This window comes from Pseudomonas sp. PAGU 2196 (genome assembly GCF_022179005.1).
Taxonomy (GTDB): Bacteria; Pseudomonadota; Gammaproteobacteria; order Pseudomonadales; family Pseudomonadaceae; genus Aquipseudomonas; species Aquipseudomonas kermanshahensis.
In genome coordinates this window covers 123,913-150,051 of the sequence record NZ_BNTL01000022.1, presented here as the reverse complement: position 1 = coordinate 150,051, position 26,139 = coordinate 123,913, and the positions used below count along the sequence as shown (strand labels likewise).

At 63.3% G+C, this 26,139-nt stretch carries 27 protein-coding genes; 7 read left to right on the top strand and 20 right to left on the bottom strand.

Annotated features, from left to right (window positions below):
* Positions 1-30 precede the first annotated feature (30 nt).
* Genes MFF34_RS19510 through MFF34_RS19495 form a run of 4 tightly spaced genes read right to left on the bottom strand, consistent with a single transcriptional unit; the run spans position 31 to position 3,712 of the window.
* Entirely contained in the window at positions 31-948 is a 918-nt protein-coding gene (locus tag MFF34_RS19510) for a biotin-dependent carboxyltransferase family protein (protein ID WP_238215929.1), read from the bottom strand.
* The gene (gene pxpB / locus MFF34_RS19505) at positions 945-1,640 is read right to left on the bottom strand and encodes a 5-oxoprolinase subunit PxpB (protein WP_238215926.1); all 696 of its coding nucleotides are present in this window, start codon (positions 1,638-1,640) and stop codon (positions 945-947) included. The genes MFF34_RS19510 and pxpB overlap by 4 nt, the downstream gene beginning before the upstream one ends.
* Positions 1,637-2,416: a 5-oxoprolinase subunit PxpA gene (locus MFF34_RS19500; RefSeq protein WP_238215925.1), complete on the bottom strand. Its 780-nt coding sequence runs from the start codon at positions 2,414-2,416 to the stop codon at positions 1,637-1,639. Before MFF34_RS19500 ends, pxpB begins: the two co-directional genes overlap by 4 nt.
* 9 nt (positions 2,417-2,425) lie before the next feature.
* Positions 2,426-3,712: an MFS transporter gene (locus MFF34_RS19495; RefSeq protein WP_238215922.1), complete on the bottom strand. Its 1,287-nt coding sequence runs from the start codon at positions 3,710-3,712 to the stop codon at positions 2,426-2,428.
* A gap of 131 nt (positions 3,713-3,843) precedes the next feature.
* Between MFF34_RS19495 and MFF34_RS19490 the strand changes: the two genes are divergently transcribed.
* Positions 3,844-4,755: a LysR family transcriptional regulator gene (locus MFF34_RS19490; protein WP_027594599.1), complete on the top strand. Its 912-nt coding sequence runs from the start codon at positions 3,844-3,846 to the stop codon at positions 4,753-4,755.
* 135 nt (positions 4,756-4,890) lie between these two features.
* Here MFF34_RS19490 and MFF34_RS19485 read toward each other — a convergent pair whose 3' ends face one another.
* The 3 genes from MFF34_RS19485 to MFF34_RS19475 are packed head-to-tail and all read right to left on the bottom strand — an operon-like array spanning position 4,891 to position 6,708.
* Positions 4,891-5,412: a DUF2937 family protein gene (locus MFF34_RS19485; RefSeq protein ID WP_238215920.1), complete on the bottom strand. Its 522-nt coding sequence runs from the start codon at positions 5,410-5,412 to the stop codon at positions 4,891-4,893.
* Between the two features lie 9 nt (positions 5,413-5,421).
* Positions 5,422-6,195 carry a class II glutamine amidotransferase gene (locus MFF34_RS19480; protein WP_027594601.1) on the bottom strand — a complete coding sequence of 258 codons (774 nt, stop codon included), beginning with the start codon at positions 6,193-6,195 and terminating at the stop codon, positions 5,422-5,424.
* Positions 6,196-6,210: 15 nt separating this feature from the next.
* Positions 6,211-6,708, bottom strand: coding sequence for a hypothetical protein (locus MFF34_RS19475; protein WP_027594602.1), 498 nt, complete (start codon positions 6,706-6,708; stop codon positions 6,211-6,213).
* Between the two features lie 132 nt (positions 6,709-6,840).
* Between MFF34_RS19475 and MFF34_RS19470 the strand changes: the two genes are divergently transcribed.
* Complete coding sequence (locus MFF34_RS19470; protein WP_238215918.1) at positions 6,841-8,883, top strand: S9 family peptidase; 2,043 nt, start codon at positions 6,841-6,843, stop codon at positions 8,881-8,883.
* Positions 8,884-9,075: 192 nt separating this feature from the next.
* On the opposite strand, the gene MFF34_RS19465 is transcribed toward MFF34_RS19470, so the two are convergent.
* Positions 9,076-9,354, bottom strand: a complete 279-nt coding sequence (locus MFF34_RS19465; protein ID WP_186680926.1) for a hypothetical protein — start codon at positions 9,352-9,354, stop codon at positions 9,076-9,078.
* A gap of 132 nt (positions 9,355-9,486) precedes the next feature.
* Here MFF34_RS19465 and MFF34_RS19460 point away from each other — a divergent pair, with 132 nt between their 5' ends.
* Complete coding sequence (locus tag MFF34_RS19460) at positions 9,487-9,858, top strand: YajD family HNH nuclease (RefSeq protein ID WP_027594605.1); 372 nt, start codon at positions 9,487-9,489, stop codon at positions 9,856-9,858.
* A gap of 72 nt (positions 9,859-9,930) precedes the next feature.
* Positions 9,931-10,401, top strand: coding sequence for an RNA methyltransferase (locus tag MFF34_RS19455; protein WP_238215916.1), 471 nt, complete (start codon positions 9,931-9,933; stop codon positions 10,399-10,401).
* A 130-nt stretch (positions 10,402-10,531) separates the two neighbouring features.
* On the opposite strand, the gene MFF34_RS19450 is transcribed toward MFF34_RS19455, so the two are convergent.
* The 5 genes from MFF34_RS19450 to MFF34_RS19430 all read right to left on the bottom strand — a co-directional run bounded on the left by MFF34_RS19450 (position 10,532) and on the right by MFF34_RS19430 (position 16,613).
* Entirely contained in the window at positions 10,532-12,022 is a 1,491-nt protein-coding gene (locus MFF34_RS19450) for an aldehyde dehydrogenase (protein WP_099430179.1), read from the bottom strand.
* Between the two features lie 2 nt (positions 12,023-12,024).
* Positions 12,025-12,927 carry a dihydrodipicolinate synthase family protein gene (locus MFF34_RS19445; protein WP_238215914.1) on the bottom strand — a complete coding sequence of 301 codons (903 nt, stop codon included), beginning with the start codon at positions 12,925-12,927 and terminating at the stop codon, positions 12,025-12,027.
* A 75-nt stretch (positions 12,928-13,002) separates the two neighbouring features.
* Positions 13,003-14,331 carry an MFS transporter gene (locus MFF34_RS19440; RefSeq protein ID WP_238215911.1) on the bottom strand — a complete coding sequence of 443 codons (1,329 nt, stop codon included), beginning with the start codon at positions 14,329-14,331 and terminating at the stop codon, positions 13,003-13,005.
* 183 nt (positions 14,332-14,514) lie between these two features.
* Positions 14,515-15,834, bottom strand: coding sequence for an FAD-binding oxidoreductase (locus tag MFF34_RS19435; protein WP_238215909.1), 1,320 nt, complete (start codon positions 15,832-15,834; stop codon positions 14,515-14,517).
* Positions 15,835-15,896: 62 nt separating this feature from the next.
* Positions 15,897-16,613 (bottom strand): GntR family transcriptional regulator, encoded by a 717-nt coding sequence (locus MFF34_RS19430; RefSeq protein ID WP_186680931.1) that lies wholly within the window; start codon positions 16,611-16,613, stop codon positions 15,897-15,899.
* 333 nt (positions 16,614-16,946) lie between these two features.
* On the opposite strand from MFF34_RS19430, the gene MFF34_RS19425 reads away from it, so the two are divergent.
* Positions 16,947-17,288: a YgaP-like transmembrane domain gene (locus MFF34_RS19425; protein ID WP_027594612.1), complete on the top strand. Its 342-nt coding sequence runs from the start codon at positions 16,947-16,949 to the stop codon at positions 17,286-17,288.
* A 206-nt stretch (positions 17,289-17,494) separates the two neighbouring features.
* Here MFF34_RS19425 and MFF34_RS19420 read toward each other — a convergent pair whose 3' ends face one another.
* Together MFF34_RS19420 and MFF34_RS19415 are read right to left on the bottom strand one after the other, a co-directional pair.
* On the bottom strand, positions 17,495-18,709 hold the full coding sequence (locus MFF34_RS19420; RefSeq protein WP_238215907.1) for a hypothetical protein: 1,215 nt from the start codon (positions 18,707-18,709) through the stop codon (positions 17,495-17,497).
* A gap of 42 nt (positions 18,710-18,751) precedes the next feature.
* Positions 18,752-19,201, bottom strand: a complete 450-nt coding sequence (locus tag MFF34_RS19415) for a YcgN family cysteine cluster protein (protein WP_027594614.1) — start codon at positions 19,199-19,201, stop codon at positions 18,752-18,754.
* A gap of 144 nt (positions 19,202-19,345) precedes the next feature.
* Here MFF34_RS19415 and MFF34_RS19410 point away from each other — a divergent pair, with 144 nt between their 5' ends.
* Entirely contained in the window at positions 19,346-19,939 is a 594-nt protein-coding gene (locus MFF34_RS19410) for a nitroreductase family protein (protein ID WP_238215905.1), read from the top strand.
* A 131-nt stretch (positions 19,940-20,070) separates the two neighbouring features.
* Here the strand turns inward: MFF34_RS19410 and MFF34_RS19405 are convergent, their stop codons facing one another.
* The 4 genes from MFF34_RS19405 to MFF34_RS19390 form a co-directional block, all read right to left on the bottom strand.
* The gene (locus MFF34_RS19405) at positions 20,071-21,003 is read right to left on the bottom strand and encodes a D-2-hydroxyacid dehydrogenase (protein ID WP_238215903.1); all 933 of its coding nucleotides are present in this window, start codon (positions 21,001-21,003) and stop codon (positions 20,071-20,073) included.
* A gap of 78 nt (positions 21,004-21,081) precedes the next feature.
* Positions 21,082-21,375 carry a YcgL domain-containing protein gene (locus MFF34_RS19400; protein WP_027594617.1) on the bottom strand — a complete coding sequence of 98 codons (294 nt, stop codon included), beginning with the start codon at positions 21,373-21,375 and terminating at the stop codon, positions 21,082-21,084.
* Positions 21,372-22,505, bottom strand: a complete 1,134-nt coding sequence (gene rnd / locus MFF34_RS19395) for a ribonuclease D (RefSeq protein ID WP_238215901.1) — start codon at positions 22,503-22,505, stop codon at positions 21,372-21,374. Before rnd ends, MFF34_RS19400 begins: the two co-directional genes overlap by 4 nt.
* Before the next feature lie 107 nt (positions 22,506-22,612).
* The gene (locus tag MFF34_RS19390) at positions 22,613-24,250 is read right to left on the bottom strand and encodes a phosphoethanolamine transferase (RefSeq protein WP_238215899.1); all 1,638 of its coding nucleotides are present in this window, start codon (positions 24,248-24,250) and stop codon (positions 22,613-22,615) included.
* Between the two features lie 297 nt (positions 24,251-24,547).
* Here MFF34_RS19390 and MFF34_RS19385 point away from each other — a divergent pair, with 297 nt between their 5' ends.
* Positions 24,548-24,784 carry a YdcH family protein gene (locus MFF34_RS19385; protein ID WP_027594620.1) on the top strand — a complete coding sequence of 79 codons (237 nt, stop codon included), beginning with the start codon at positions 24,548-24,550 and terminating at the stop codon, positions 24,782-24,784.
* Between the two features lie 61 nt (positions 24,785-24,845).
* Here MFF34_RS19385 and MFF34_RS19380 read toward each other — a convergent pair whose 3' ends face one another.
* Complete coding sequence (locus MFF34_RS19380; RefSeq protein ID WP_238215897.1) at positions 24,846-26,030, bottom strand: PLP-dependent aspartate aminotransferase family protein; 1,185 nt, start codon at positions 26,028-26,030, stop codon at positions 24,846-24,848.
* Positions 26,031-26,139: the final 109 nt, after the last annotated feature.

The following is a 26,139-nucleotide window of genomic DNA, read 5'->3' as shown; positions in this document are numbered from 1 at the left end:
CGGGCTTGTCCCGCGAAGAGGCCGGTAGCTTCACCGCCAACAGTTCAGATAACCCTGCTGTTCCCGCCAAGCCTCCTCCTGCACCACCGCCCTGAACCGCACCCCCGCCCCCGGCATGCACTGCGCCAATTGCGCCAGCGCCAACGGCGTCAACGCCCCCAGCCGCGGATACCCGCCAATGGTCTGCCGGTCATTGAGCAGCACGATCGGCTGCCCATCTGGCGGCACCTGCACCGCGCCCAGCGGGATCCCTTCGGAGATCATCGGCGCGCCCTGGTAAACCAGCTGTGGCCCAAGCAATCGAATCCCCATGCGGTCTGCTCGGCTGTCCAAAGTCCAGTCACTGTTGAACGCTTCAAACAGGCTCATGCCGCTGAAGTCACCGATCTGCGCACCCATCACCAGGTCGAGCACAGGCTTCGCCGAATACACGGGCCGCAACGCCCCAGGCACTTCGCGCAAGGCCGGGGGTGAACCGGCAAACGTCAGCCCCTGACCTTTGCCAAGCGCGTCCCCTCGCCCATCGATACCGCCTAATGCTTCACGTACAACGGTGGCGCAACTGCCTAGCACTGTCTCAGCCTGGAACCCGCCAGGCGCGGCAAGATAAGCGCGTACGCCCTGCTTGGGCTGCCTCAACGTCAGCCGCTGGCCCTTGGCCAGGGTAAAGCTGCGCCAAGGCGCCAGGGGCTGATCATCGACCCGCGCGTCCAGGTCGGCGCCCGCCAAGGCCAGGACGCAATCCTGCTCGGCCACCACGCTGAATCCGCCCAACGCCACCTCGATCACTGGCGCCCCCAACGGGTTGCCCAACAACCAGTTGGCCCAATTCATCGCCACCCAGTCCAGGGCCCCGCCCTGGGTCACGCCCAAGTGGCGCACGCCAAACCGCCCGGCATCCTGCAATTGGCACAGCGCGGTGCTGGCCTCGATCTTCAACTGCGTCATGCCTGCGCCTCCAGTGGGCTGTCATCCCCCCCCAACGCCCTGAACTCGGCGTGGGAAACCGCCACGAAACGCACCCGATCCCCCGGTTGCAACAAGCTGTAGCCTTCGCGTTCACGGTCGAACAGGCGCACCGGGGTACGCCCGATCAGGTTCCAGCCGCCTGGCGATACCGCCGGGTAAGCGGCGGTCTGGCGCTCGGCGATACCCACGCTACCCGCCGCCACACGCTTGCGCGGGGTGCTCAGCCGCGGCGCTGCCAGCCGCTCGTCCACCAGCCCCATGAAGCCGAAGCCTGGGGCGAAGCCGAGGGCGAATACCGGGTACTCGCGCTCGCTGTGCAGGCGGATCACCGCTTGCTCACTCAGGCCGGTGCGCGCCGCCAATACGGGCAATTCAGGGCCGACACTGGCGTCGTACCACACCGGAATCTCATGCCGACGGCCACCGCTGCCGGTGTCCGGCTGCAGCCCCTCCAGCGCTTGGGTGATCAGCGCCCTCGCCTGCCCAGGCGGCAGATCGAACTGCACCATCAGCGTGGTGTAGGAAGGCACCAAGTCCACCAGGTGCTTCCCGAACGCGGTACTCAAGCGCTGGCTGGCCGCGAGCATCCACGGCATGTTGGCTTCATCGATGGTGTCGAACAGGCGCACCATCAGGCTGTCGATCGCGACCACTTCAACGCGCACCTTCATGCTTGCTCCAGCGCATCGAGGGCCTGGCGGATCTGCCGCACCGCCGCCACTGAACTGTCGTTGTCGCCGTGCACGCACAGGGTGCTGGCGCGCAGGCGCAACGCGCTGCCATCGTCCGCTACAAGGGTTTCGCCGCGGGCCAGGCGCACGGCCTGTTCGACCACGAGGGCCGGGTCATGGTGCACGGCGCCGGGCAGGCGCCGCGAGACCAGATGGCCACTGGCGGTGTAGGCGCGGTCGGCGAAGGCCTCGAACCACAGCGGCACGCCAATCTCCTCCCCCAGGGCCTGTGCTGCACTGTCGTCGGCAGTGGCCATGAGCATCAACGGCAAGCCGCTATCATAGGCCGCCACGGCTTCGAGCACCGCGCGCAACTTGAGCGGGTCCGCGATCATGTCGTTGTACAGCGCGCCATGGGGTTTGACGTAGGCCACCCGGCTGCCAAGCACCTTGCAGATGCCGTCCAGCGCACCGATCTGGTAGTGCAGCAGGTCGCGGATTTCCTCAGGGCTGCAGGCCATGGAGCGGCGGCCGAAGCCGACCAGGTCCGGGTAGGCCGGGTGCGCGCCGATAGTTACGCCATGGGCCAGTGCCAACTCCACAGTACGGCGCATGATGCTGGGGTCGCCGGCGTGGTAGCCGCAGGCGATGTTGGCGCAATCGATAAACGGCATCACTTCGGCATCCAGGCCCATGCGCCAGCTGCCAAAACTCTCGCCCATGTCACAATTGAGAAGCAGGCGTTCCACCACACAGACTCCCTTGTCGCTGTTCATAGGCCTACCTTACCGCGCCTGAAGGTGTTTGCCGCGTGTTTCCGGCAGGCTGAGCGCTGCCAGGATTACCACGCCGTACGAGACAGCCGAGAAAACACCAATCCCCAACCCCAGTGGCACCTGTTGGCTGAGCACGCCGATCAGCAACGGGAACAGTGCGGCGATGACCTTGCCGATGTTGTAGCAAAAGCCCTGCCCCGAGCCACGAATGCGGGTGGGGAACAGTTCGGTCAGGAACGCGCCCATGCCACTGAAGATACCAGAGGCGAAGAACCCCAGCGGGAAGCCCAGCCACAGCATCACGCCATCGCTGACCGGCACCTGCGTGTACAGCAGCACGATGATGAACGAGCCCACGGCGAACAGGATGAAGTTCTTCTTGCGGCCCAGCAGGTCGGACAGGTACGCGCTGACCACATAGCCGATGTAGGAACCGACAATCACCATCGCCAAATAGCCACCGGTACCGAGCACGCTGAGGCCGCGCTCGTTTTTGAGGAAGGTCGGCAACCACGAGGTGATCGCGTAGTAACCGCCCAGCGCTCCGGTGGTCAGCAAGGATGCACGCACGGTCGTCCAGAGCATGCCGGGGGCGAAGATTTCGTAGAAGTGCGACGGTGCTTCGACCGCCTCAGCCGCCTTGGCCTGGCGGTACACCTCCGGGTCCTTGACCAGGCGGCGCACGAAGATCACGAACACGGCCGGCACCAGCCCCAGCAAAAACAGCGCGCGCCAGGCCTGCTCGGCCGGCAGCCAGGAGAACAGCAGCGCGTACAGAATTGCGGTCAGGCCCCAGCCGATGGCCCAACCGGACTGCACCATACCCACCGCCTTGCCACGGTCTTGGGCGCGAATCACTTCGCCAATCAGCACCGCGCCTGCAGTCCATTCGCCGCCAAAGCCAAAACCCATCAAGGTGCGGGCAATCAGTAGCTGTTCGTAGTTTTGCGCGAAGCCGCAGAGGAAGGTGAAGAACGCGAACCACAGCACCGTGAGCTGCAAGGTGCGGACCCGGCCAATACGGTCGGAAAGGATGCCGGCGACCCAGCCGCCGATGGCAGACGCGACCAACGTACTGGTATGGATCAGCCCGGCCTCAGCGGTGCTGATGCCCCACAGCATGATCAGCGTGGGGATGACGAAGCTGAGCATCTGCGTGTCCATGCCGTCCAGGCCATAGCCGATCTTGCAGCTCCAGAAGGTGCGTCGTTGCTGCTTGTCGATGTCGCGGTACCAGGCGAAAGGCCCGGTCGAAGAAGGTGAAGCGACCTGCTGCTGCACGCCGGTGGGGTTCATGCTTGCCTCGGCTTGTTGGTATTGTTTTATGGGGCGACCTATTGCGTCGCGGCCTGGGCATCATTGTTCAGAGACCGCGCCAGGTGCGTCCAACGAGAAAAACCGCCGGTCTGGAACAAGAAAAACTGATCATGAACCTTCGTTTCCTCGAAACTTTCGTCTGGGTCGCCCGGCTCAAGAGCTTCCGCCTGACCGCAGAAAAGCTGTTCACCACCCAGGCCTCGGTCTCTAGCCGCATCGCCGCGCTGGAAGCCGACCTGGGCGTCAAACTGCTGCTGCGCGACTCGCGCGGCGTCAGCCTGACCCCGGAGGGCAGCAAGGTGCTGGAATACGCCGAGCGCATGCTCGACACCGCCAAGGCCATGAAGCAATCGCTGGACAGCGACCGGGCCAAGGTCGGGCGCATTCGCATCGGGGTGATGGACACGGTGATCCATACCTGGATGAGCGCGTTGGTAGCGGCGTTGACCGAGCGCTACCCGCAGGTAGAGATCGAGCTGGTGGCTGATACCGCGCTGAACCTGCGCGAGCAGCTGCAGAAGGGCTTTTTGGATGTGATCCTGCAGACCGACCTGCTGCGTGAACAGTCGATCCGCAGCCTGGACCTGGCGCGTTACCCGATGGGCTGGATCGTGGCCGCAGGCTCGCTCCAGCACCGTGATTACGCCTCGCTGGCGGAACTGGGCCGCGAGCGCATCGTGACCTTTTCGAAAAACTCGAGGCCGCACCAGGAGGTGCTCAGCCTGTTGCAAGGTGCCGGGGTGCAAACACCGCGCTTGAACTGCGTGAACTCGGTGGCAGCGATTACCCGGCTTTTGCGCGACGGCTTTGCGGTGGGTGCGCTGCCACCGGCCTTGGTGGATGCGGAGCTAGGCTTGGGGGAATTGGTGCTGCTGGAAGGGCTGCAACCACCGCCCAGCCTGGAGCTGGTGGTGGCCTGGCAGACTGGCGTGGCATTGGTGGATGAGGTGGTCGAGGTGTGCCGGCAGGTGCTTGAGCGGTATGCGCAGGATGTGGGTGGGCAACGGATTGTGCTGGTCTAGGGATTATCGCTGCCTTTACCGGCCCTTTCGCGGGGCAAGCCCGCTCCCACAGGCTGCCCACTGAGCCTGAGAGCAGTGGGCAACCTGTGGGAGCGGGCTTGCCCCGCGAAGAGGCCCGCACAGGCGCTACATGACTCAGCGCCAGCTTTCCTTCACCACCCGGCGCCGCCCGCCCATGATCACCCAGCCAAGCGCCAGCAACAGGCTCTCGACCACAAAGGCCAGCACAAACCCGGCGCCAATGCCCCAGCCAACCGCCTCTGGCACCAGCAGAATCTGGTAGCTGTAGCCCTTGAGCGTTTCTTCACGCATTTGCGGGTCCGGCTGTACCAACACATGCCAGGCACGGCTCACCCACGACCCTTGCAACGCCTGCCATTCGTTTTCCAGCAGTTCGTTGCGGATCATCAGGCTTTCGATGCTGTTGGCATCACTGTTGAACACCGGGTCATCACTGCTGCGGTAATGCCGCAGCAGCGCCTGGAGATCGCCATTGAAGAAGCGTTCGGCCGTCTGCTTGAAGCCATCCAGCGCCTGGCGTGATTCGAACAGGTGTGCCTCGACCCGCTGGGTGTAGTCATTGACCAGCCCCGGAACCTGGATACCGGCCAGTAGGCCGAAGGTGAACAGCAACAACCGCAGGTAACTTCTGAACATGCAGCGTCCTTAGCTCTGGCCTTGCGAAACGCACTCTCCGTGCCGCCACAGTGCCCACTCGCCCGGCGCGTAACGCGCCCAGGTCTCGTTCTCGGTCAGGGCCTCGGTGGCAATCACCGTGACCACGTCATTGGGGGTCGTTTCGGTGTGAAAATCAACGATCAGGTCGACATCTTTCAACCGTGCCGCACCAAAAGGTGCGCGCCGGGTTATGTGCACCAACTTGGTCGAGCAGAAGCAGAACAACCAGTCGCCGTCACTGAGCATGCAGTTGAACACGCCCTTGCCACGGTAGCCGGCACAGGCTTCGACCAGCACTGGCAGCAGCTGTTCCACGGCTACCGGCTCTGGGAAGGCCGCGCGGATGCGGTTGAGCAAGTCGCAGAAGGCCGCTTCGCTGTCGGTATCGCCCACGGGCCGATAGAAGGTCGCTTCACCCTTGAAATCGCCCAACTGGCCGTTGTGCGCGAAGCACCAGTTGCGGCCCCACATTTCGCGGACGAACGGGTGGGTGTTGGACAGGCACACCTTGCCGACGTTGGCCTGGCGAATGTGGCCAATGACCACTTCGCTTTTGATCGGGTAACGCTGCACCAGGTTGGCGACTTCCGACTCGCTGCTCGCGGCGGGGTCCTGGAACAGGCGCAGGCCGCGCCCTTCGTAGAAGCCGATGCCCCAGCCATCACGGTGCGGGCCGGTGCGGCCGCCGCGTTGCATCAGGCCGGTGAAGCTGAAAACGATGTCGGTGGGGACGTTGGCACTCATGCCCAGCAGTTCGCACATGCGCGTGTCTCCGATTTACAGGCGAGGCTCGACCCGACCGCCGCCCGCAGGCGCGGCAGGGGGTGGATCGTTGCGGTAACGGTCGCGGCGCTCGGCCGCCAGCGGGGCGTCGACCCGGACCTCGTCATCTTCGGCGGCCTGGCGCTTGGCGGCGGCTTCGGCTTGCTCGCGGCGCTCACGGGCACGCTTTTCCAGCGGCCAGCGCACCAGCACGAAGAGCAAGTACAGGCCAAAGGCGATCATGCCGTACATGGCAAAGTCGGACACCGCGCGCCAGGCGTTGTTGCCGACCTTGAAGGCCACGTCCAGGGCGGTAATGGCGATGGCTGGGGCAAAGCTGTCCTTGACCGGGTCGACGATGGTCGGGGTCAGCAGCAGTACCGCCAGGATCACCCGCAGCGGTTCGCGCAGCCAGCGCCACATCCAACCCGTGAGCTTGAAGCCCACCAACAGGCAGCCCAGGGCGGCAAGGGCGTACAGGCCCCAGGCGAGGGTATAGTCGTTCTCGGTCATGGTGTTCGTGCAAGCCAGGCAAAGAGTTGCCTATGATAAACACTTTTCAGGGCGCAGACAGCGCTTCCCTGTTCAGGCTTGCCCGCGTTGCGGCGTGAACAGGCACCGCAAGCCCTCAGCCAAGGACCCCCGATGCCCACCAAGCCCCAGCCCCCCATCGCCCGTGCAGACCAAGCCGCCGACCCATACGCCTGGCTGCAACAGCGCGACGCGCCCGAGGTGCTCGAATACCTGCAGGCCGAGAACAGCTACCAGGAGGCCTGCTTGGCCGACCAGGCGCCCCTGCGTGAACAGCTGTTCGAGGAAATCAAAGGCCGCATCCAGGAAACCGACCTGTCGCTGCCTTCCCCTTGGGGCCCGTACCTGTACTACACCCGCACCACCGCCGGCGACGAATACCCGCGCCATTACCGCTGCCCGCGCCCGGCTGACGACTCCAACACGGTGGATGAAAACCGCGAACAGCTGCTGCTCGACCCTAACGCACTGGCCAACGGCGGCTTCCTGTCACTGGGGGCGTTCAACGTCAGCCCCGACCATCGCCTGCTGGCCTACAGCCTCGACACCAGCGGCGACGAGATCTACACCCTGTACGTCAAGGACCTGGGCGACGACAGCATCACCACCCTGCCCTTCGAGGACTGCGACGGCAGCCTGACTTGGGCCAATGACAGCCAGACGCTGTTCTTCGCCGAACTGGATGACACCCACCGCCCTTGGCGCCTGCGTCGTCACACCCTAGGCAGCAGCGGCGCGCCAACCGTGTTCGAAGAGCCCGACGGCCGTTTCTTCCTGCATTGCTACCGCACCAGCTCCGAACGCCAGTTGGTGCTGCTGCTGAACAGCAAGACCACCAGCGAGGCCTGGGTACTCGATGCCGAAACGCCGCAGCTGCCGTTCACCTGCCTGGCGCCACGCGTTGAAGACCATGAGTACTTCCCCGACCACGGCCAGCTCGATGGCGAGTGGCGCTGGTTCATCCGCACCAACCAGGACGGCATCAACTTCGCCCTGTACCACGCCCCAGCCGATGACGTACCGACCCGTGATCGCTGGCAGTTGCAGGTAGCGCACAGCGACGAGGTGATGCTGGAAGGCCTGAGCCTCAACGCAGGGGCATTGACCCTGAGCCTGCGCGAAGGTGGCCTGCCGATCATCGAAGTACGCCCCCAGGGCCTGGCGGCTTACCGTGTCGAATTGCCGGATGCTGCCTACAGCCTTTACGTGCAGGACAGCCTTGAGTTCGTCAGCCCCCGCGTGCGCCTGCGCTACGAAGCGCTCAACCGCCCGGCCCAGGTGCGGCAACTGGAGCTGGCCACCGGTGCACAGGCGGTGCTCAAGCAAACCCCGGTGCTGGGTGCGTTCGATGCCGATGACTATGTCAGCCAGCGCCTGTGGGCCACCGCCCAGGACGGCACCCAGGTGCCGATCAGCCTGGTGCGCCGCCGCGAAGACCTGGGCAAGACCGTGCCGCTGTACCTGTATGGCTACGGCGCCTATGGCGAAAGCCTCGACCCGTGGTTCTCGCATGCCCGCCTGAGCCTGCTGCAGCGCGGCGTGGCCTTTGCCATTGCCCACGTGCGCGGTGGTGGCGAGTTGGGTGAGGCCTGGTACCGGGCCGGCAAGCAGGCGCACAAGCTGAACAGCTTCACCGACTTCATCGCCTGTGCCGAGCACCTGATCGCCGAAGGCGTGACCTCGCCCGAGCGCCTGGCCATCAGCGGCGGCAGCGCGGGCGGGTTGTTGATGGGCGCGGTGCTCAACCTGCGCCCCGAGCTGTTCCGCTGCGCGATTGCCGAAGTACCTTTCGTCGACGTGCTGAACACCATGCTCGACCCCGACCTGCCGCTGACCGTCACCGAGTACGACGAATGGGGCAACCCGCAAGAGCCCGAGGTGTATGAGCGCATCAAGGCCTATGCGCCGTACGAGAACGTAACAGCCCAGGCCTACCCGGCCATGCTGGTGGTAGCCGGCTACAACGACAGCCGCGTGCAGTACTGGGAGGCCGCCAAGTGGGTCGCCCGCCTGCGCACGCGCAAGACCGATGACAACTTGCTGCTGCTCAAGACTGAAATGGGTGCTGGGCATGGCGGCATGAGTGGGCGGTACCAGGGGCTCAAGGATGTGGCGCTGGAGTATGCCTTTGTGTTTGGCGAGTTGGGGGTGGTGTAGCCTTCAGGCGTATGGCGCTGGGGACATAGAGCCTTTGAGATCGAGCGCCGCCCGCGCGGCGCTTCGCAGCACAAGGCTGCTCCCACATCTGTTTCGGGCCAGTGAGGCCTGTGATACAGGCGCGCGGGCGGCGCCCGATCTTCGCAACACCGCACATTTCACGACAATCGCCTCCCACCCAAAACCATCACTTCAATCCTCCTCCACCTGCACCTTCGGCGGCTCTGGCCGCAAGCCTGGCAATGGCTGGTCCTTCGGCGGCCCAGGCACCGGCATTGGCGGCAACAACGGTGCGCCAGGCTGGCTGTCATAAGCCTTCGGCGGCGTACTCGGGGTGATCTGCGGATAGGGCGTGGGCGTGGGCGTGCCGGGGGCGCCGGGCACGGGTGTATTGAGCCGGGGTGGCGCGCTGGCGGCTTCGGCCATGGGCAGGCCAGCCAGGAGCAACGCGGTGAGGATCGCATGCAACATCAGCAACCTCCTGTCGGGAACCTTCCTACAGGCTACGCCTAAATGGAAGCTTTCGCCTGTCCGCCTGGCCTGCAAGCGCGCTAGACTCAATGGCATAACCGTCATTTGCCTGATCAGAACAAAGGAAACACCATGAGTTCGGCCTCTACCTCCGCCGCCACCGCACGCCTCGACCGCATCCTTGCCGACGCCAAGCGCGACAAAGAGATGGGCTACCGCGACAAGGCCCTGAAAATGTACCCGCACGTGTGTGGCCGCTGCGCCCGCGAGTTTGCCGGCAAGCGCCTGAGCGAGCTGACCGTGCACCACCGTGACCACAACCACGACAACAACCCGCAGGACGGTTCGAACTGGGAGTTGCTGTGCCTGTACTGCCACGACAACGAACACTCGCGCTACACCGACCAGCAGTATTTCAGCGAAGGCTCGACCAGCACCCCGAGCATCGCCAAGGCTACCCATAACCCGTTTGCCGGGCTGGCTGGCCTGCTGAAAAAAGACTGACCATCGACACAGCCCCCGCTGCGGCCGGCGAGCCCGTATAATCGCGCTTTTTTTTGCGAAGGGCCCCGGCACGTGGCAAACAAACGATACAGCTGCATCGGCCTGTTCAACCCCAAGTCGGCGGAAAACGTCGGCTCGGTGATGCGCGCAGCGGGTTGCTACGGCGTCAACTCGGTGTTCTACACTGGCAAACGGTATGAGCGCGCCCGCGACTTCGTCACCGACACCAAACGTGTGCACTACGACATCCCGCTGATCGGCATCGACGACCTGCAGCGCATCATTCCGCTGGGCTGCACGCCGGTGGCGGTAGAAATGGTCGACGGCGCACGGCCGCTGCCCGAGTACACCCACCCGGATCGCGCCATCTACATTTTCGGGCCAGAAGACGGCAGCCTCGATGCGGATGTGCGGGGGTGGTGTGAAGAGACCATCTACATCCCGACCCAAGGCTGCATGAACCTGGCGGCGACAGTGAATGTGGTGCTGTATGACCGGATGGCCAAAGGGCTGAATACCCGGTCGGGGCCCAAGTTCAAGTAAAAAAGCCGCCTCTGAGGGTGCCTGTACCGGCCTCTTCGCAGCACAAGGCTGCTCCTACAGGTCGGTACAGGCATCACCAGAGGCGGCCAGGTGCTGAGCTCCGTCAGAACAGCACCGTCCTGCGGTCAGCTCACGAAGCGTTGATCCAGATGGTCTTCAACTCCGTGTACTGATCGTGCGCCCAGATGGACTTGTCGCGCCCACCAAAGCCGGACTCTTTGTAGCCCCCGAACGGCGTCGAAGCATCGCCTTCGCCGAAGCAGTTGACCGTGACCACACCCGCGCGGATTTCCCGCGACAGGCGCAGGGCATTGCGCAGGCTGCCGGTGTAGGCCGAAGCCGCCAGGCCGTAGATGGTGTCGTTGGCCAGCTCGATCGCTTGGTCAATGGTTTCGAAGCTGGTCACGCTCAGCACCGGCCCGAAGATTTCCTCGACGAACAACCGGTTGTCAGGCGTCACCCCGTCAACGATGGTCGGTTGCACGAACACGCCCTGCTCGGTCTCACCGCCCTGCACCACGTTGAGCTTCTGCTCGGCGGCATATTCCAGGTAAGACTTCACCTTCTCGAAGTGCGCTTTGCTGACCATCGCCCCCAAGCGGTTTTCCGGGTCCAGCGGGTCGCCCAGCTTCCAGTCCTTCAAGTGCTTGCCGATCAGCGTCAGCAGCTCGTCCTTGACGTCCTTATGCACGATCAGGCGCGAGGACGCCGAGCAGTTTTCGCCCATGTTCCAGAACGCACCGGCGGTGACGAACTGGGCCACTTCGTCCAGGTCTTCACAGTCGTTCATGACCACGGCCGGGTTCTTGCCACCCAGTTCCAGCACGATGCGCTTGAGGTTCGACTCGGCGGCGTATTTCAGGAACAGGCGGCCGGTGTCGGTGGAGCCGGTGAAGCTGACCATCGGGATGTCCATGTGGCGGCCGATGGCTTCGCCCACTTCACGGCCACCGCCTGGCACCAGGTTGAACACACCCGCCGGTACGCCGGCCTGATGCGCCAGCTCGGCCACGCGCAGGGCGCTGAGGGTGGTTTCCTTGGCCGGCTTGACCACGATCGAGCAACCGGCCGCCAGCGACGGGGCAATCTTCCAGGCCAGCATTAGCAGCGGGAAGTTCCACGGCAGCACCAGGCCGACCACACCGATGGCTTCACGCACCACCATGGTCACGGCCGCATTGCCGGTGGGGGCGGTGTTGTCGTAGATCTTGTCGATCAGCTCGGCGTGCCAGCGAAGGGTGTGGATGGTTTCCGGCACGTCGACGTTCTGGCATTCGCTGACCGGTTTGCCGCTGTCCAGTGCCTCCAAAACCGCCAGCTCGTGGCTGTTGTCTTCCAGCAGCTGGGCGAACTTCAGCAGGATGTGCTTGCGCTCAGCGGGTTGCAGTTTCGACCACGAGCCGTCTTCGAAGACACGCTTGGCCGCCGCCACGGCAACGTCGACATCCTGCACGTCGCAGGCGGCGACTTCGGCCAGCTGTTTGCCAGTGGCCGGGTTGGTGGTGACAAAGGTGCGCCCCGAGACGGCATCGCGGAACTCACCGTCGATGAACGCCTGGGTGCGCAGCTGCAGGTCGGCGGCGATGGCCGCGTACTGTTCCTTGCTCAGCAATTCAGCCATGGTCAGGCACCTCCGGTGATCTGGGCGATATTGCGCTTGAGTTCAGTGACCACGCGCTCGAGTGCCTGCTTCTCAGCGGCATCCAGGTCGTACAGCGGCTTGCGCACGCCACCGGTGCTCAGGCCGTTCAGCGCGCAGCCGTACTTGATCGACTGGACGAACTTGCCACCTTCGAGGAAGTCCATCAGCGGCATCATGGCGGCCATGATGCGGCGGCCTTTGGCGAAGTCCTTCTCGATCACGCAGGCCTCGAACAGGGCCACGTGCTCACGCGGGATGAAGTTGGAACCGGCGCAAACCCAGCTCTGCGCGCCCCAGGCGAAGAACTCCAGGGCCTGGTCGTCCCAGCCGCACGACAGCTGGATGTTCGGGCGCTGGATGGCCAGGCGGTGCAACTGGGCCATGTCGCCCGAGCTCTCCTTGATGGCGACGATGTTTTTCACATCGGCGACCGCATCGAAGAATTCCTCGCCCATGCCCACGCTCATGCGGCCTGGGTAGTTGTAGAGCATGATCGGCAGGCCGGCAGCAGCGTCGACCGCGTTGACGTGCAGGGCGATTTCCTGTTGGGTCGGCAGCGCGTACGGCGGCGTGCCCACCAACAGCGCGTCGGCCTTGATTTCCTTGGCGTGCTTGGCGAAGGCCACAGAGTCTTCGGTGCGGATCGCGCCGGTGCCGATGATCAGCGGCAGGCGGCCATTGAGCACATCCTTGGCCTGGGCGGCCAGTTCGATGCGCTCTTGCGCGGTGTGAGCGTAGTACTCGCCGGTGGAGCCACCGATGATCACGCCGTGGATTTTCGATTCGACCAGGTAGTCGAGTACTTCGGCGAACGCCGCCTTGTCGATCGAGCCGTCCGCAGCCAGCGGAGTGATTGCCGGGGTGTAGATGCCTTCGAATTTCACGGTAGGTTCTCCAGTGCGTTGTTCAGGGGTGTAGAAGCCACAGCGGTTCTACGCTGCGGCGGCTTTTCGAATAGCTCAGCTCAGCGATGCCGCTTGCTGCAGGTTCAATGAACGGGTTTCCGGGGCCAGGGCGACAGAGACGGCCAGGCCGACAAACGTGACGGCGGCGGCGGCATACATGGTTGCGCCGATGCCATAGTTGTCGAGGGCGATGGGTACCAGCCAGGTACCGACAGCAGCACCGACCCGCGACATGGAGGTGCCCACGCCCACGGCGCCGGCACGGATTTCGGTGGGGAACAGCTCGTTGGGGTAGACCAGTTGCAATACTTGGGCACCGCCGATGAACAGTGCGTAAGCACCGAACAGCACCAGAATCAGCAGCTCGCTGCCATGGCTGAATGCCGCCAGGCCCAGCAGCGCCAGCCCCGACCAGAAGAAGCTGTGCAGCAGCGTAGTGCGCCGACCGAGGGTGTTGAGCAGGCGGGTGCCGATGATGCAACCGACCACAAACAGGAAGGTAATGGCGACCGAACCGATCGATGCCCAGTCACCCTTGAGGTTGAGCGCGCCCAGCACTTTCGGGGCGAAGGCGTACACGGCGAACACCGGGATCACCGAACAGGTCCAGAACAGGGTGACGAACAGCATGCGCTTGCCATAACCGGAGTGCAGCAGGCTGAGAAACGACAGCTTGCGGGCTTTGGGTTCTTCCGGCAGGTTGCGCAGCGAGAAGCCATTGCCATAGACCCGTTTGATCACCTGTTCGGCCTCGGCCGAGCGGCCCTTGCTGATCAGCCAGCGTGGCGATTCCGGGGTGCCCAGGCGAATGGCGAACAGCAGCGCGCCAATGACCGCCGCACTGGCCAATACCAGGCGCCAGGCATCATCGCCACCGTGGCGCAGGATCGCCTCACCGACCATGTAGGCGGTCGCGGCGCCGGCGAACCACAGCACCGTCAGGGTGGCCAAGCGCGGGCCGCGGTTCTTCTTGGGCAGGAATTCCACCAGCAGCGAGGTGGCCACCGGGTACTCGATGCCCACCGCGATGCCGATGGCAAAACGCAACAGGAACAAGGCCAGCGCCGACTCCACCCAGAACTGCGCAAGCGACGACAGGATGAACAGGGTCGGGCCGACGAAAAACACACGCTTGCGGCCAAAGCGGTCGGTCAGCCAACCGCCGAAAAAACCGCCGAAGAAAATGCCGATCAGCGCCGAGGCGGCGATCATGCCCTGCCAGAAGCTGGTAAGGCTCAGGCCCGCGGACATTTGCACCATTGCCACGCCGATGATGCTCAACACATACCCATCGACGAAAGAGCCCCCGCCGGAGCGCAGGGTCAAAAACTGGTGAAAACGGTTGATCGGTACATCTTCAATCGAAATATTCGGACTTGTCATTGTTGTTCCTACCACTTCTTCTGCATGCACGTTTTCAAGGCGAGCGCGTCCGCGAAACTGAAAACAGCCTTCAGCCCCGGGTCATCGGACATGACATCTCGATCATCAATTTCGGGCAAAGCGCGCCCGTGCCGGGCAAAGCCGCCCGACGTCAAATATTCAATGGCCTAACTTACAAAACGATCAGCTTTCTTTGCCCGCGCGCAGTTGCCCCCACATCAAGTTGGCGTTCAAGCCCAGGGATACCAAGGGCTGCGGTGGATTCGCGCAAGGCCCGGGGGCATTGAGCAAAAACTCGATAAGTTCGTGTTTGTCACCGGCCAGCCAGTCGGCCAGCAACTTCCCGGTGACCGTGCCGCGGGTAACACCCAGGCCGTTACAACACAGCGCGCCGACCACATTGGGCGCCAACTGGCCAAAGAACCCCATGTGATTACGCGACAACGCCAGGGCGCCGCCCCAGGTGTATTCAAAGTTCACGTCGGGCAACATCGGGAAGCGCCGGGCAAAGGATTCGCGGTGGCGTTGAACGAAACGGTCCAGGTACTTGCGGTTGCTGCGCCCGTCCGGGTTGAAGCTGAAGCTGTTGCGCACCAGCAGGCGGTTGTCGACGGTACGCCGCAGGGTGGTGCCGAATGGGTCGGCGGGGATCACGCCCCAGTAGGGTTTGCCACCCAGGCGGGCTTGCTCGTCTTCGGTCAGCGGGCGGGTGATGCTGCCATAGGTGAACACGGGCAACATGCGGCCCTTGAGGAAGCCGAAGCTCATGCCAAAGGCATTGGTGGTGAGCACCAGCTTGTCAGCAGTGATCGAGCCCTTGGCGTGGCGCAGTAGCACTTTGTCGCCGTACTCGACGTCAGTGATCGGCGTGTGCTCGTACAGCGAAACATTGCTCGGCAAGCTGTCGGCCAAGCCTTTGACCAGCGCCGAAGGCTGCAGCAACGCGGTACCCGGCGTGAACAAACCCTTGCGGTAGAAGTGCGTGCCGATGTGTTCGGGCAGGTCGCGACCTTCGATCACTTCATAGGGCTGGCCGAGTTTGTCCAGGCCTCGACGGTAGGCATCGAGCACGGCAATGCCACGATCCTCGACAGCGGCCTGGTATTTGCCACAGTGCCGAAACTGGCATTCGATGCCATGGCGCTCGATCAGCTCCTTGAGGTACGACTGCCCACCCAGGTTGAGCTTGAGCACGGTCTTGGCGGTATCGATGTCGCCGATGTAGTCCTCGGCGCCGATGTCATGGGGCAGGTCGATGGCAAAACCGGCGTTGCGCCCGGAGGTGCCAAAACCGACTTCCTGGGCCTCGACCAGCACAACCTCGTCATGCGGAAAGTTCGTTGCCAGCTGGCGCGCAGCGGCCAGCCCGGTGAAGCCGGCACCGACCACCACCCAGCGCGCCTGGCTATGGCCACTGTGGGCCGGCCGTGGCGTGCGGGGTGTGCTCAGGTGATACCAACCACAGGTGGCATCATCGGCAGGTAACGAGCTTATTCTTGTCATGTCACTAACCTGGATCTTGTTGTTGACGAGCGATCAGCGCCAGTGGCGACGACCTGGAAACCTCATATCTGAATCGGTACATCCAGCCCTTGCGGTGCGGCGTATTCAGCCATGCGCCGGCGCGACAGCTCGAAGTGCTCTCGCACCAGTTGCCCGGCGCGCGCGGGGTCGCGGCGTTCGATGGCATCGATCATCTGGTCATGCTGGTCGCAGGCGGTTTCAAGGTCCTGTTGCATGTCATCAGTGGTCGGGTGGCGATAAAAAATCTTGCCCAGGCGGGCATGGTCGATAAGCAGGCGGCGCAGGCTCGGCATCAGGTAGTCGTTGTGCGCCATCCTGCCGATTTCCAGGTGGAAGGCGTCGTTGTAGACCACCCGGTTTTCCACATCACGCGCTTCGATGGCCTGGCGGAACTGCGCCTGGATAGCCTTGAGCGCCTCGATTTCCGCTTCGCTGGCGTAGGTAGCGGCCAACTGGGTGGTGGCGATGTAGATGAGCGGCGCCGCGACGAAAAAGCTGTGCAGCGAATCGTGGTTCATCGCGGCAACCCGTGGCGCGCGGTTGGCCTCGAGCTCGATATAGCCTTCGGCGGCAATCTGGCGCAGCAGCTCACGCACCGGTGGGCGCGACAGGCCAAACTCGTCACACAGGGCCAACTCGTCCACCACAGCGCCGGGGGCCAGTTCCATGCTGAGGATCCGGCGGCGCAGCGCTTCGGCGAGGACGGCCTTGCGGTCCTGCGGCGCTTCTTCGCTGATGGCTTGAACGGTGGCTTTCATGGCGGCCTTCTTTGTTGTCATAGCGCTGTGTCTACTATTTGTATAACGACTATAGGGCACTGTTAGACAATGTGTCTACAGCATTTTCGATGAGCGGTTGAATCTCTGGATCGCCCGAATTTAAAGGGCTTCGCGGTTTTAAAGGGTGAGATTAAACACCTAGCCGGCTGCATTGCCAAAGCGGACAAATAACTGCCCAGACGAGACATTTTTCAGGTGATGGCGCTGAATGGCAATCCGCAGGCTGTGCGCCTTGCAACCATTCGGCACAGCGAATGAACGGCGGCGAGCCCCCTGCGGTCAGCTGCTTACACTTCATACGGAGGGCTTGCCATGCTCGATATCCATTCCGCTGCGGCATCGCCGGAGCACAATGTCCAGGGCCTGGAAAGGGTCGGTTCGCTGGCCGGCGGGGCGCTGATGTTCAGCAAGGGGCTGCGCCATGGTGGCCTGGTCGGGCTGCTGCAGATGGTGGTGGGCGGCATGGCCGTGGCGCGCGGGGTCAGCGGGCATTGCTCGACCAAGGCCTGGTGGCAGCGCCATCGTCAGGAATACAACCGGTTGCGCGCGGACATCGAAGACAGTGCAGCGCAGTTGCAGGCGTTGAAGGCGAGTGCCAAGGCAGCTACCCGCGGGGTGACGGTGACAGGGAAGGACCCGTTGACTGGCCTTTGATTTTGTTTTTGCCTGTGCCGGCCTCTTCGCGGGGCAAGCCCGCTCCCACCATTACTTCACTGATCCTGAGAGCAGTGCATTGCTCCATTGGTCCTCAGAGCAGTGCATTGCTCCATTGGCCCATTGGTCCATTGGTCCTCAGAGCAGCGCAATCCTGTGGGAGCGGGCTTGCCCCGCGAAGAGGCCGGCACAGGTGACACAAATCGCTAGCGCAACACCTTGCTCTGCAACACCTCAGACCGCCGCCCCAGCACACGCTCGCTGATCTGCACGAACTCCTCGGTGCTGACACTCGGCAAGCGCATCAGCGCCCGCGCCACGTCATCCAACGAACGCTTGGCCTGGGTGTGGATGCGGATCTCCTTGTCCAGGGCCTGCAGCAACAGCACCCCTCGGGCAACCTGCGCCGGGTTGGCCTGCTCGCCCTTGAGCTGGGTAACCTTGGCAGCCTGCTTGCTCAAGCGCGCCTGCCAGGCCTCGTAGCGGTCATCGCTGACCCCGCCTGCCCGGCGCAACAACTCACTGGCGTAGTAGTCAGTCAGGCTCTCGATCAGCCAGTCACTGCCTTCACGGCCATGAATCTGCGCAAACAGTTGCACCAATTCGCGCAACAACGGGCTGCTGCCATTTTCGCTGATCATCGGCCGGGCACTGTGCATGTACAGCGACCCCTGCGCCGCCATCGCACCGCGCCACATGCCATCCCGGGCGCCGACCAACAGCAGTTTGGGTGGGTTACGCGGGAACACGGCCTGCAATTGCGGCCAGACGAACGTCAGCAGGGTCAGGCTGTCCATGCGCCGCATGCCCTGCCCGACTGGCGCGGCAACGGTGACTTCAGTCTCGCCCAGCCGCGCCCGGCGGCTGCCCAAGTCACCCGCCAGCATCCAGCCAGTGGGGCGGTCGAACAGGCGCGAGACGTTGTCGATGCGGAACTTGTCCTTGCCGATGCGCGGCCAGGAGGTTTCGATGCTTTTCCAGCCTTCTGGCAGGTCGAACCATAGGCGTGCCACCAATTCGGTACCGTCCTGCTGATCAAGGCGCGCGGGCGGTACCAGTTGGTCGCCGAGGAACAAGGCCCAATGGGGCGTGATACGCGACGAATAAGCGCCACTGCGCAGCTTCTGGTCCAGTTGCACGCGGTAGCTGAGGCTGGTCTTGCCGGGCGCCGGGTGCCACACACCGCGCTCGCCCTTGTCTGCGACTTGCCATTGGCCGTCAGCCTGGAAGCCACTGTAAGTACCGGCCTTGCCCAACTCGAAGTCGAGGCTGCGCACGCTGCTGCCCTCGGCCAGGGTCAGGCGCACTTCGGCCTGGCCATTGGCTGGCAACAGGCGCACGTGATAGTCCAGGTCGACTTTCTTCGCCCAGGCCGGCGAACAGGCCATCAGGCTCAGCAGCAACAACAGCTGGCAACGCATACAGAAACTCCTTGTTTCCCAGAGGCGACGGGGGTGCGCCGGTCAGCTGGCGCGAAAAATCAGGTGGTCTTCCCAGTCGTCTTCATCCACATCATGCTCACTGAGCATACGCCCTGACTGGGAAATACGCTGTTCATGGACCTGCTGGCGATCGCCGCAGATCAAGTGGTGCCAGTCAGGCAGGTCCTTGCCTTCGCTGACCAGGCGGTAACCGCAGGTGCTCGGCAGCCACTTGAACTGGTCAGCCTTGCCAGGGGTCAGCTGGATGCAGTCGGGCACGTGGGCGAAGCGGTTGGGGTAGTCGCTGCACTGGCAGGTGTCGAGGTCCAGCAGTTTGCAGGCAATGCGCGTGTAATAGATGCTGTTGTCGTCCTCGTCCTCGAGCTTTTGCAGGCAGCACAAACCGCAGCCGTCACAGAGCGATTCCCACTCTTGCGGGCTGAGTTGTTCGAGGGTTTTGCGCCGCCAGAACGGCGCGCTGTCAGCGATCATCACACGGGTTTCCTGCATTCATCATCAGTGCGCGGCGCGCGGCGGCGCCAGTCTAGAGCCTGGCCTTCGGCAAAGCCAGACCGCTTGTCAGTCATGACGGGACGCAGTAGCGTGCGGTTTTCCCATCCGCTTGCAGGAACAGCCATGAGCGCCACCCCCCGTATTGCCGATTACGCCATCAACGAGCAGTTCATCAACCGCTGGTCGCCACGGGCCTTCACCGCCGAGCCGATCACTGAGGAGACCCTGCTGAGCTTTCTGGAAGCCGCGCGCTGGGCGCCGTCGGCGTACAACTCGCAGCCTTGGCGCTTCCTCTATGCCCGTCGCGACACCGCGAACTGGGAGCGTTACCTGAGCCTGCTGGTGCCGTTCAACCGCAGCTGGGCGCAACAGGCGTCGGCGCTGGTGCTGATCATCTCCAAAACCACCTTCGCAGCGCCTGGCGCCGCTGAAGAAAGCCCTGCCCTGTGGCACACCTTCGACACCGGCTCCGCCTGGGGGCACTTGGCCTTGCAGGCCAGCATCAGCGGTTGGCACACCCACGGCATGGCTGGCTTTGACAAGGAGCTGGCACGTAGCGAACTGAAGGTGCCGGAAGGCTACGAGCTGCATGCCATGGTGGCGATCGGCAAGCTGGGCGACAAGGCGACCTTGGCTGAGGCGCTGCAGGCGCGTGAAGTGCCGAGCTCGCGCCGGCCGCTGAGCGAGCTGGCAGCTGAGGGGGATTTTAGCCTGTAAGCTTTTTTTGGCTGTACCGGCCTCTTCGCGGGGCAAGCCCGCTCCCACAAGGACCCCGCAGGCCCAAGGTCGGCGCGGTACTTGTGGGAGCGGGCTTGCCCCGCGAAGAGGCCGGTACAGGCCACTAGCAATCAGTAACCCCGGGCGAAATCCACTTCCCCGCGCAACCCCTGCCCCGCCTCATACGCCCGCACATTCTCGACGAACAGCCGCACCATCGCCGCCGGCGAGGTGGGCGCCGAGCTGTGCCCGGTCAGCAGTAACCCCCAGGCGGTCCAGAACGGGTGACGCTGGGGCAGTGGCTCCTGGCGGCACACATCGATCACCGCGCCCGCCAGATGCCCCTGCTTCAGTGCTTCCACCAGGTCGCCATCGACCACCGCCACGCCACGCCCGGCATTGATGAACAAGGCACTGGGCTTGAAGCGCTGAAACAGCGCAGCATCGTACAAATCGTGGGTGGCAGGCGTGTCCGGCAGCAGGTTGATCACGTAATCAACCTGCTCGACCATGCGCGGCAGGTCCGCCAGGGCCGCCACTTCGACGAACGGCAGCTGCTCGCGGGCGCTGCTCGCGACCCCGTACAAGGTCACGCCGAATGGCAGCAGAAACTCCGCCACACGTTGGCCGATATCACCGGTGCCGACGATCAGCACCTTGCGCCCCTCAAGGGTGCGCCCTGGGCGGTCGTCCCAGCGCCGCTCGACCTGGCTCACCAGGCGCGATAGCACCTCGCGTTCATGGCCGAGCAGGTAGGTGAGCATGTACTCCGCCATCACCTGGCCAAAAATGCCAACTGCGCGCGTCAGGCGATAGTCCCGTGACAAACCCTCGGCCAGCAACGGGGTGATGCCGGCCCAGGTCGACTGCATCCAGGCCGGCTTGTGGCCCTGGCGCAGCAGGCTCGCCAACAAGTCGGGCTGGCCCAGCCACACCGGGCACTGCGGCGCCTGCAGCGCCAGCTCGGCAGAGTCGCTGCTGGTCAGGATTTGCAGGTCAGGGGCCGCTTCGCCCAGCAGCTGGGTGTACTTGGCATGATCCTGTTCGGCGATCAGAACGCGCATCGTGAAAACAACCTTGGCAGACAACGAAAGCGGCCCGACAGGCGGGCCACTTGGCGAATGAGAGGAACCGGGCCTGGGTCAGACCGGGTCGTTACGGCGCAGCAGCTCTTCGGGCAGGTGCTCGATGTACTCATCCTCGGCCGGCGGCATCTGCAGGTGATAGCCCTGGTTGTCGAGGTTTTCCAGCACCTTGGTGATGTCCTCGCGCGCCAGCTTGCGCTCGGGGCTCAGCACCAGGTCGAAAGCATGCACGGGGGTGCCGAAGAACGGCAGCAAGGCCTCGGGCACGCGCTCCAGGCCTTCGGCCTTGAGCACATACAGGTACATTTCGTTCTTGCGGGGGCTCTTGTAGATCGAGCAAATACGTTTCATCGGGTCTCTCCGGCGCCTGCCAGGTTGTCCAGCAGGGCCTGGCCCATGCGCTCGCGACGCCAGCCGCGCAGCGAATCGGGCAGTTGATAGGGGCCATTGGGGTAGCCGCTCTTGAGCAGCGCTTCCAGGGTTTTCTTGCGCAGCATCAGCTCGGGGGCAATGCCTAAGCGCTCGCCTTCGGCCTGGCCGATGGCGCGCAGCTGCTTGAGGATACCGGCCGCTTCGATCGGCAAGGGCTCAGGCAAAACCTGCGGCCACTGATCGGCGGGCAGGCTGGCAGCACGCTTGATCAGCTGGACGAGAAACTCCCCGTCCTGGCGGATGGTGCGCGGGTGCATCTCGTCGATCTTGGCCAAGGCCGACAAGTTAGAGGGCTGGGACTTGGCCATCGGCCACAGCGAGTGCTCTTTGAGGATGCGGTTGCGCGGCACGTCGCGGTTGCGCGCTTCGCGCTCACGCCAGGCGCACAGCTCGCGCAACACGGCCAGCTGCTGGGGCGCCAGCTTCCAGGCCAGCTTGACGTCGCGGTACAGGCTCTCGGGCTCGACTTCCCGGCGCAGCTGGGCCACCAGCTCGGCGCCGTCTTCCAGCACCCAAGCGTACTTGTCATCGGACAGGCGCGGGCGCAGCGCGATGAACAGCTCAGCCAGGTGCACGGCATCTTCGGCGGCGTAGCTGACCTGGGTGTCGGACAGCGGGCGTTGCAGCCAGTCAGACCGGGTTTCGCCCTTGGGCAGCTCGAGCCCCAGCACGTCCTGGACTAGGCGCGAGTAACCCATGGAGAAACCCAGGTTCAGGTAACCGGCGGCCAACTGCGTGTCGAACAGTGGCTGTGGCAGCTTGCCGGTCAGGCGCAGCAGCACTTCGAGGTCTTCGCTGCAGGCGTGCAGCACCTTGACCACGCCGCTGTCTTCAAGCAGCTCGCCCAGCGGCTGCCAGTTCTTGATCAGCAGTGGGTCGATCAGAAAGGCACGTTGACCGTCGCCAATCTGGATCAGCCCCGCCTTGGGGTAGAACGTGTCTACCCGCATGAATTCGGTGTCGAGCGCTACGAAGGGCAGTTGGCGCCACTTTCGGCAGAGGTCGGCCAGGGTCTGGTCGTCACGGATCCAGTGAATTTCGATGGCCACGAGGCTCTCCCACTAACATTGGCGCGCAGTATATACGGCGCGGGCACTGCGGGTGAAACCTGCGCCATCCCTGGAATAGATAAACGGTGGTGTAAAAGCCATGCGCGTCAGCGCTTGGCGGCCAGCCACGGCCGGCAGCTGGCGAACATGTCCAACGATTGCTGGTAGACCTCGGTGCGCACCTGCAACAGGCCGAGCATCGAGTGGAACAGGTTGTCCTGGGACAGCGGCGCATCGCTGAGCTTGGCCAGGCAGTCGGTGTCCAGGCCAAAGTCCTCTTTGTAGCTGTCGGAGAACCAGGTCAGCAGTGGCACGTGCTTCTGCTGCTCCGGGGCGATGGCGTAAGGGGTGCCGTGCAGGAACAGGTTGTACTCACCCAGCGACTCACCGTGGTCGGAGAGGTAGATCATCGCTGTGTCGACCTTGTCCTGTTTGCTGCGCAACGTGTCGATCAGCGACGCCAGCACCTTGTCGGTGTAGGCCAGGGTGTTGTCGTAGCCGTTGATGATTTCCTGCTCGCTGCACTGGTTCAGCGCATTGCTCTGGCACACCGGGGTGAAGCGCTCGCTGGCGTTGGGGTAGCGCTTGAAGTACTCGGGGCCGTGGCTGCCCATCTGGTGCAGCACCAGCACGGTGTCCTTGTCGAGGTTGTCGATCAGCTCGCCCAGGCCCTGCAACAGGATCTCGTCATGGCATTCGCCGTTGGCGCACAGCGCCGGGTCGGTGAGGTTGCTGACATCGATGAACTGCACCCGATCACAGGTGCCCTTGCAGCCCGATTGGTTGTCGCGCCACTGCACGGCCAGGCCTGCCCGCTGCAGGATATCCAGCAGCCCTTCGCGGTTTTTCGCCACGCGCGCGTCGTAGTCCTTGCGCGGCATGCCCGAGAACATGCAGGGCACCGACACGGCGGTTTCAGTCCCACACGAATGCACATCGGAGAAGGCCAGCAGGCCCTGCTCCTTGGCCAGGTTAGGAGTAGTGTCGCGGTCATAACCGAGCACACCGAAATGGTCTGCCCGCGCACTTTCACCGACGACCAGCACCGTCAACGACTTGCGCTCATGGTGCTGCCAGGCGGCATCACGTTTCGCATCCGTGCCATAACTCTGGAAGGGCCTGGCCGCTGTACCGACGCGTTCGCTGACATAACCAATGGAGGCACCCACGATATTGCTCGGGGTGAGCATCAGGCGCAGTTCGTGGTGATTGCGAAACAGTGACGACAAGCCCTGGTAGTTGACCAACGCCACAGACCCGAGGGCGACCACACAGGCGCCGCTGACCACCAGCTTGCCCAACAGCTCACGGTGCCAGGCGCGGTAGGCGATCGGTGTTTTCCACAGCAAGACCGAGGGCAATACGCCCAGCAACAGTATATAAGCGGCAAACTTAAACGACATCAGGTCGCGCACTTCCGCAACATTGGTCTCTGCCATGTTACGGAACATGCCGGCATCAATAAGCACCCCGTACTGATTCATGAAGTAAGCAACACCCGCGCCACTCATGAACAGCACAATAAGTACCGGCTTTAATACATACCGGAAGGCAAACAAGGTCAAAATCAGGTTGAATGCGAACAGCATCAGCACGGCAAACGCCAGGCTCAGCCAAAGCCCCGCCAACCCTGGCGGAACCACTTGCTCCAGGTGCTGCCAGAGAAAGAAATTGAAGCCGATCAGCAGGTACAGGCTGGCCAGCAGCGTGACCCATTCAGTCCGCAGGGATTTAAAGTTGAGCATCAGTGTTCGCAATCAAGAGTGATTATCAGCCCACGGGCCTGTGCGGCACCGCGAAAAGTTGGCTGAACTCTAGAAAGGCCACCATCAATTTTTCGTGAAAAAGACGCCAACAAAACCGTGAGATGGCGTTTTTCCAACATTAAATGAAGTTTATTCAGCCGCCATTCAGCCTGGCAGGCCAAGTGTGCTGCCCGGTTGCGAGAAGGCTGCGCCGGCCACCCCCAGCTCCCCACCTGCGCAAAGGCGGCTATCCTCAGAGGTCAGGACCGTTCGCCAACCGCCAAGAGAGGTGAAGAAATGCCCGTTCCGCATGATCTGCTCGCTGACCTGAACATCACTGCCGAGGATTTCCAGACGCGCATCGACAAAGACCATGACCTGCACAAACTGCACAAGGAGTACAACGCCAAAGACAAGGAAGTGCTGGCCGCTGAAGGTAACGCCAGCACCGATGACACCGTCACCCGACTGCGCAAGGAGCGGCTGCTGATCAAGGACAAGATCGAACGGATCATTCATCCGCCGAAATCTTGAGGGGTTTCTGCTGAATCAACCGGCCCTATCGCCAGCAAGCCGGCGATAGGGCCAGCCGCTTTTATACGCTAGCCGACGCCTTCAACGCCGTATCCAGATCTTCGATCAGGTCCCGATACTCCTCGATCCCCACCGACAGCCGCAGCAAGTTCTCACTGATGCCCATCTCGCCCTTCTGTTCCGGGCTCAGGGAGTTGTGCGACATGCTCCAGGAGTGGTTGATCATACTCTCCACACCGCCCAGCGAATCGGCGAGGACGAAGATCTGCAGCGCCTCGACCAGGCGATTGAGCGCCGCCCGGTCGCCACCCTTGACCTTCATGGCCACCACGGCCCCGCCCGCACGCATCTGGCGCTTGCACAGCGCATGCTGGGGGTGGCTTTCAAGCCCCGGGTAAAACACCTGCTCGATCTGCGGATGGCTTTCGAGAAAACGCGCCACCTGCAGGGCATTGGCGCACTGGCGCTCCATGCGTACATCCAAGGTTTTCAGGCCACGCAGGGCCAGGTAGCAGTCGAACGGCCCCTGGATCGCCCCGACCGCCATGCTGATCTTGCGCAGCCGCGCCAGCAGCGCGTCGTTGGCGGCCACCACCACACCGCCGGTGAGGTCGGAATGGCCGCCGATGTACTTGCTTGCCGAGTGCATCACCAGGTCCACGCCCAGGGTGATCGGGCGCTGGTTCCAGGGCGAGCAGAAGGTGTTGTCAATGCAGGTGAGGATACCGCGCGACCGCGCCAGGTCGCAGACCGCCTTGATGTCGACCAGGTGCAGCAAGGGGTTGGTCGGGGACTCGATCCAGATCAGCTGGGTTTCTGGGCGAATCGCCGCGGCCACAGCCTGCACGTCGTTGAGGTCGACGTAAGTGGTGGTCAGCCCCGATGTGTGGCTGCGGTAGTCCTCCAGAATACGGAAGGTGCCGCCGTAGACGCCGTTCATCACCACCACGTGGGCATCCTTGGGCAACAGCTCCAGCACCGTCGCCGTGGCGTTCACGCCGGAGGCGCAGGCCACCGCGCCGGCACCTTCTTCCAGCGCCGCGACACAGCTCTCGTAAGCATGCCGGGTCGGGTTGCCGACGCGGCTGTAGGCATACTCGGGGTTGTCGTCCAAGCTGCGCTTGATGTACGAACTGGCGGTGTAGATGGGCGGGAAGATCGCGTTGTCGGCAACGCTATCCTGCTCGCCGGCGTGGATGGTACGGGTGGCGAAATTACGCGGCTTGTCGGACATGATCCGGTCCATTGACTGAGGTAAGCCTGCAACTATCGCACAACCATTGCCGGCGGCAAGGACGCGCAACGGGGGTCACACATTTTTCCGGTTTTGCAGTAATCTGGAGAAAATCATTCTC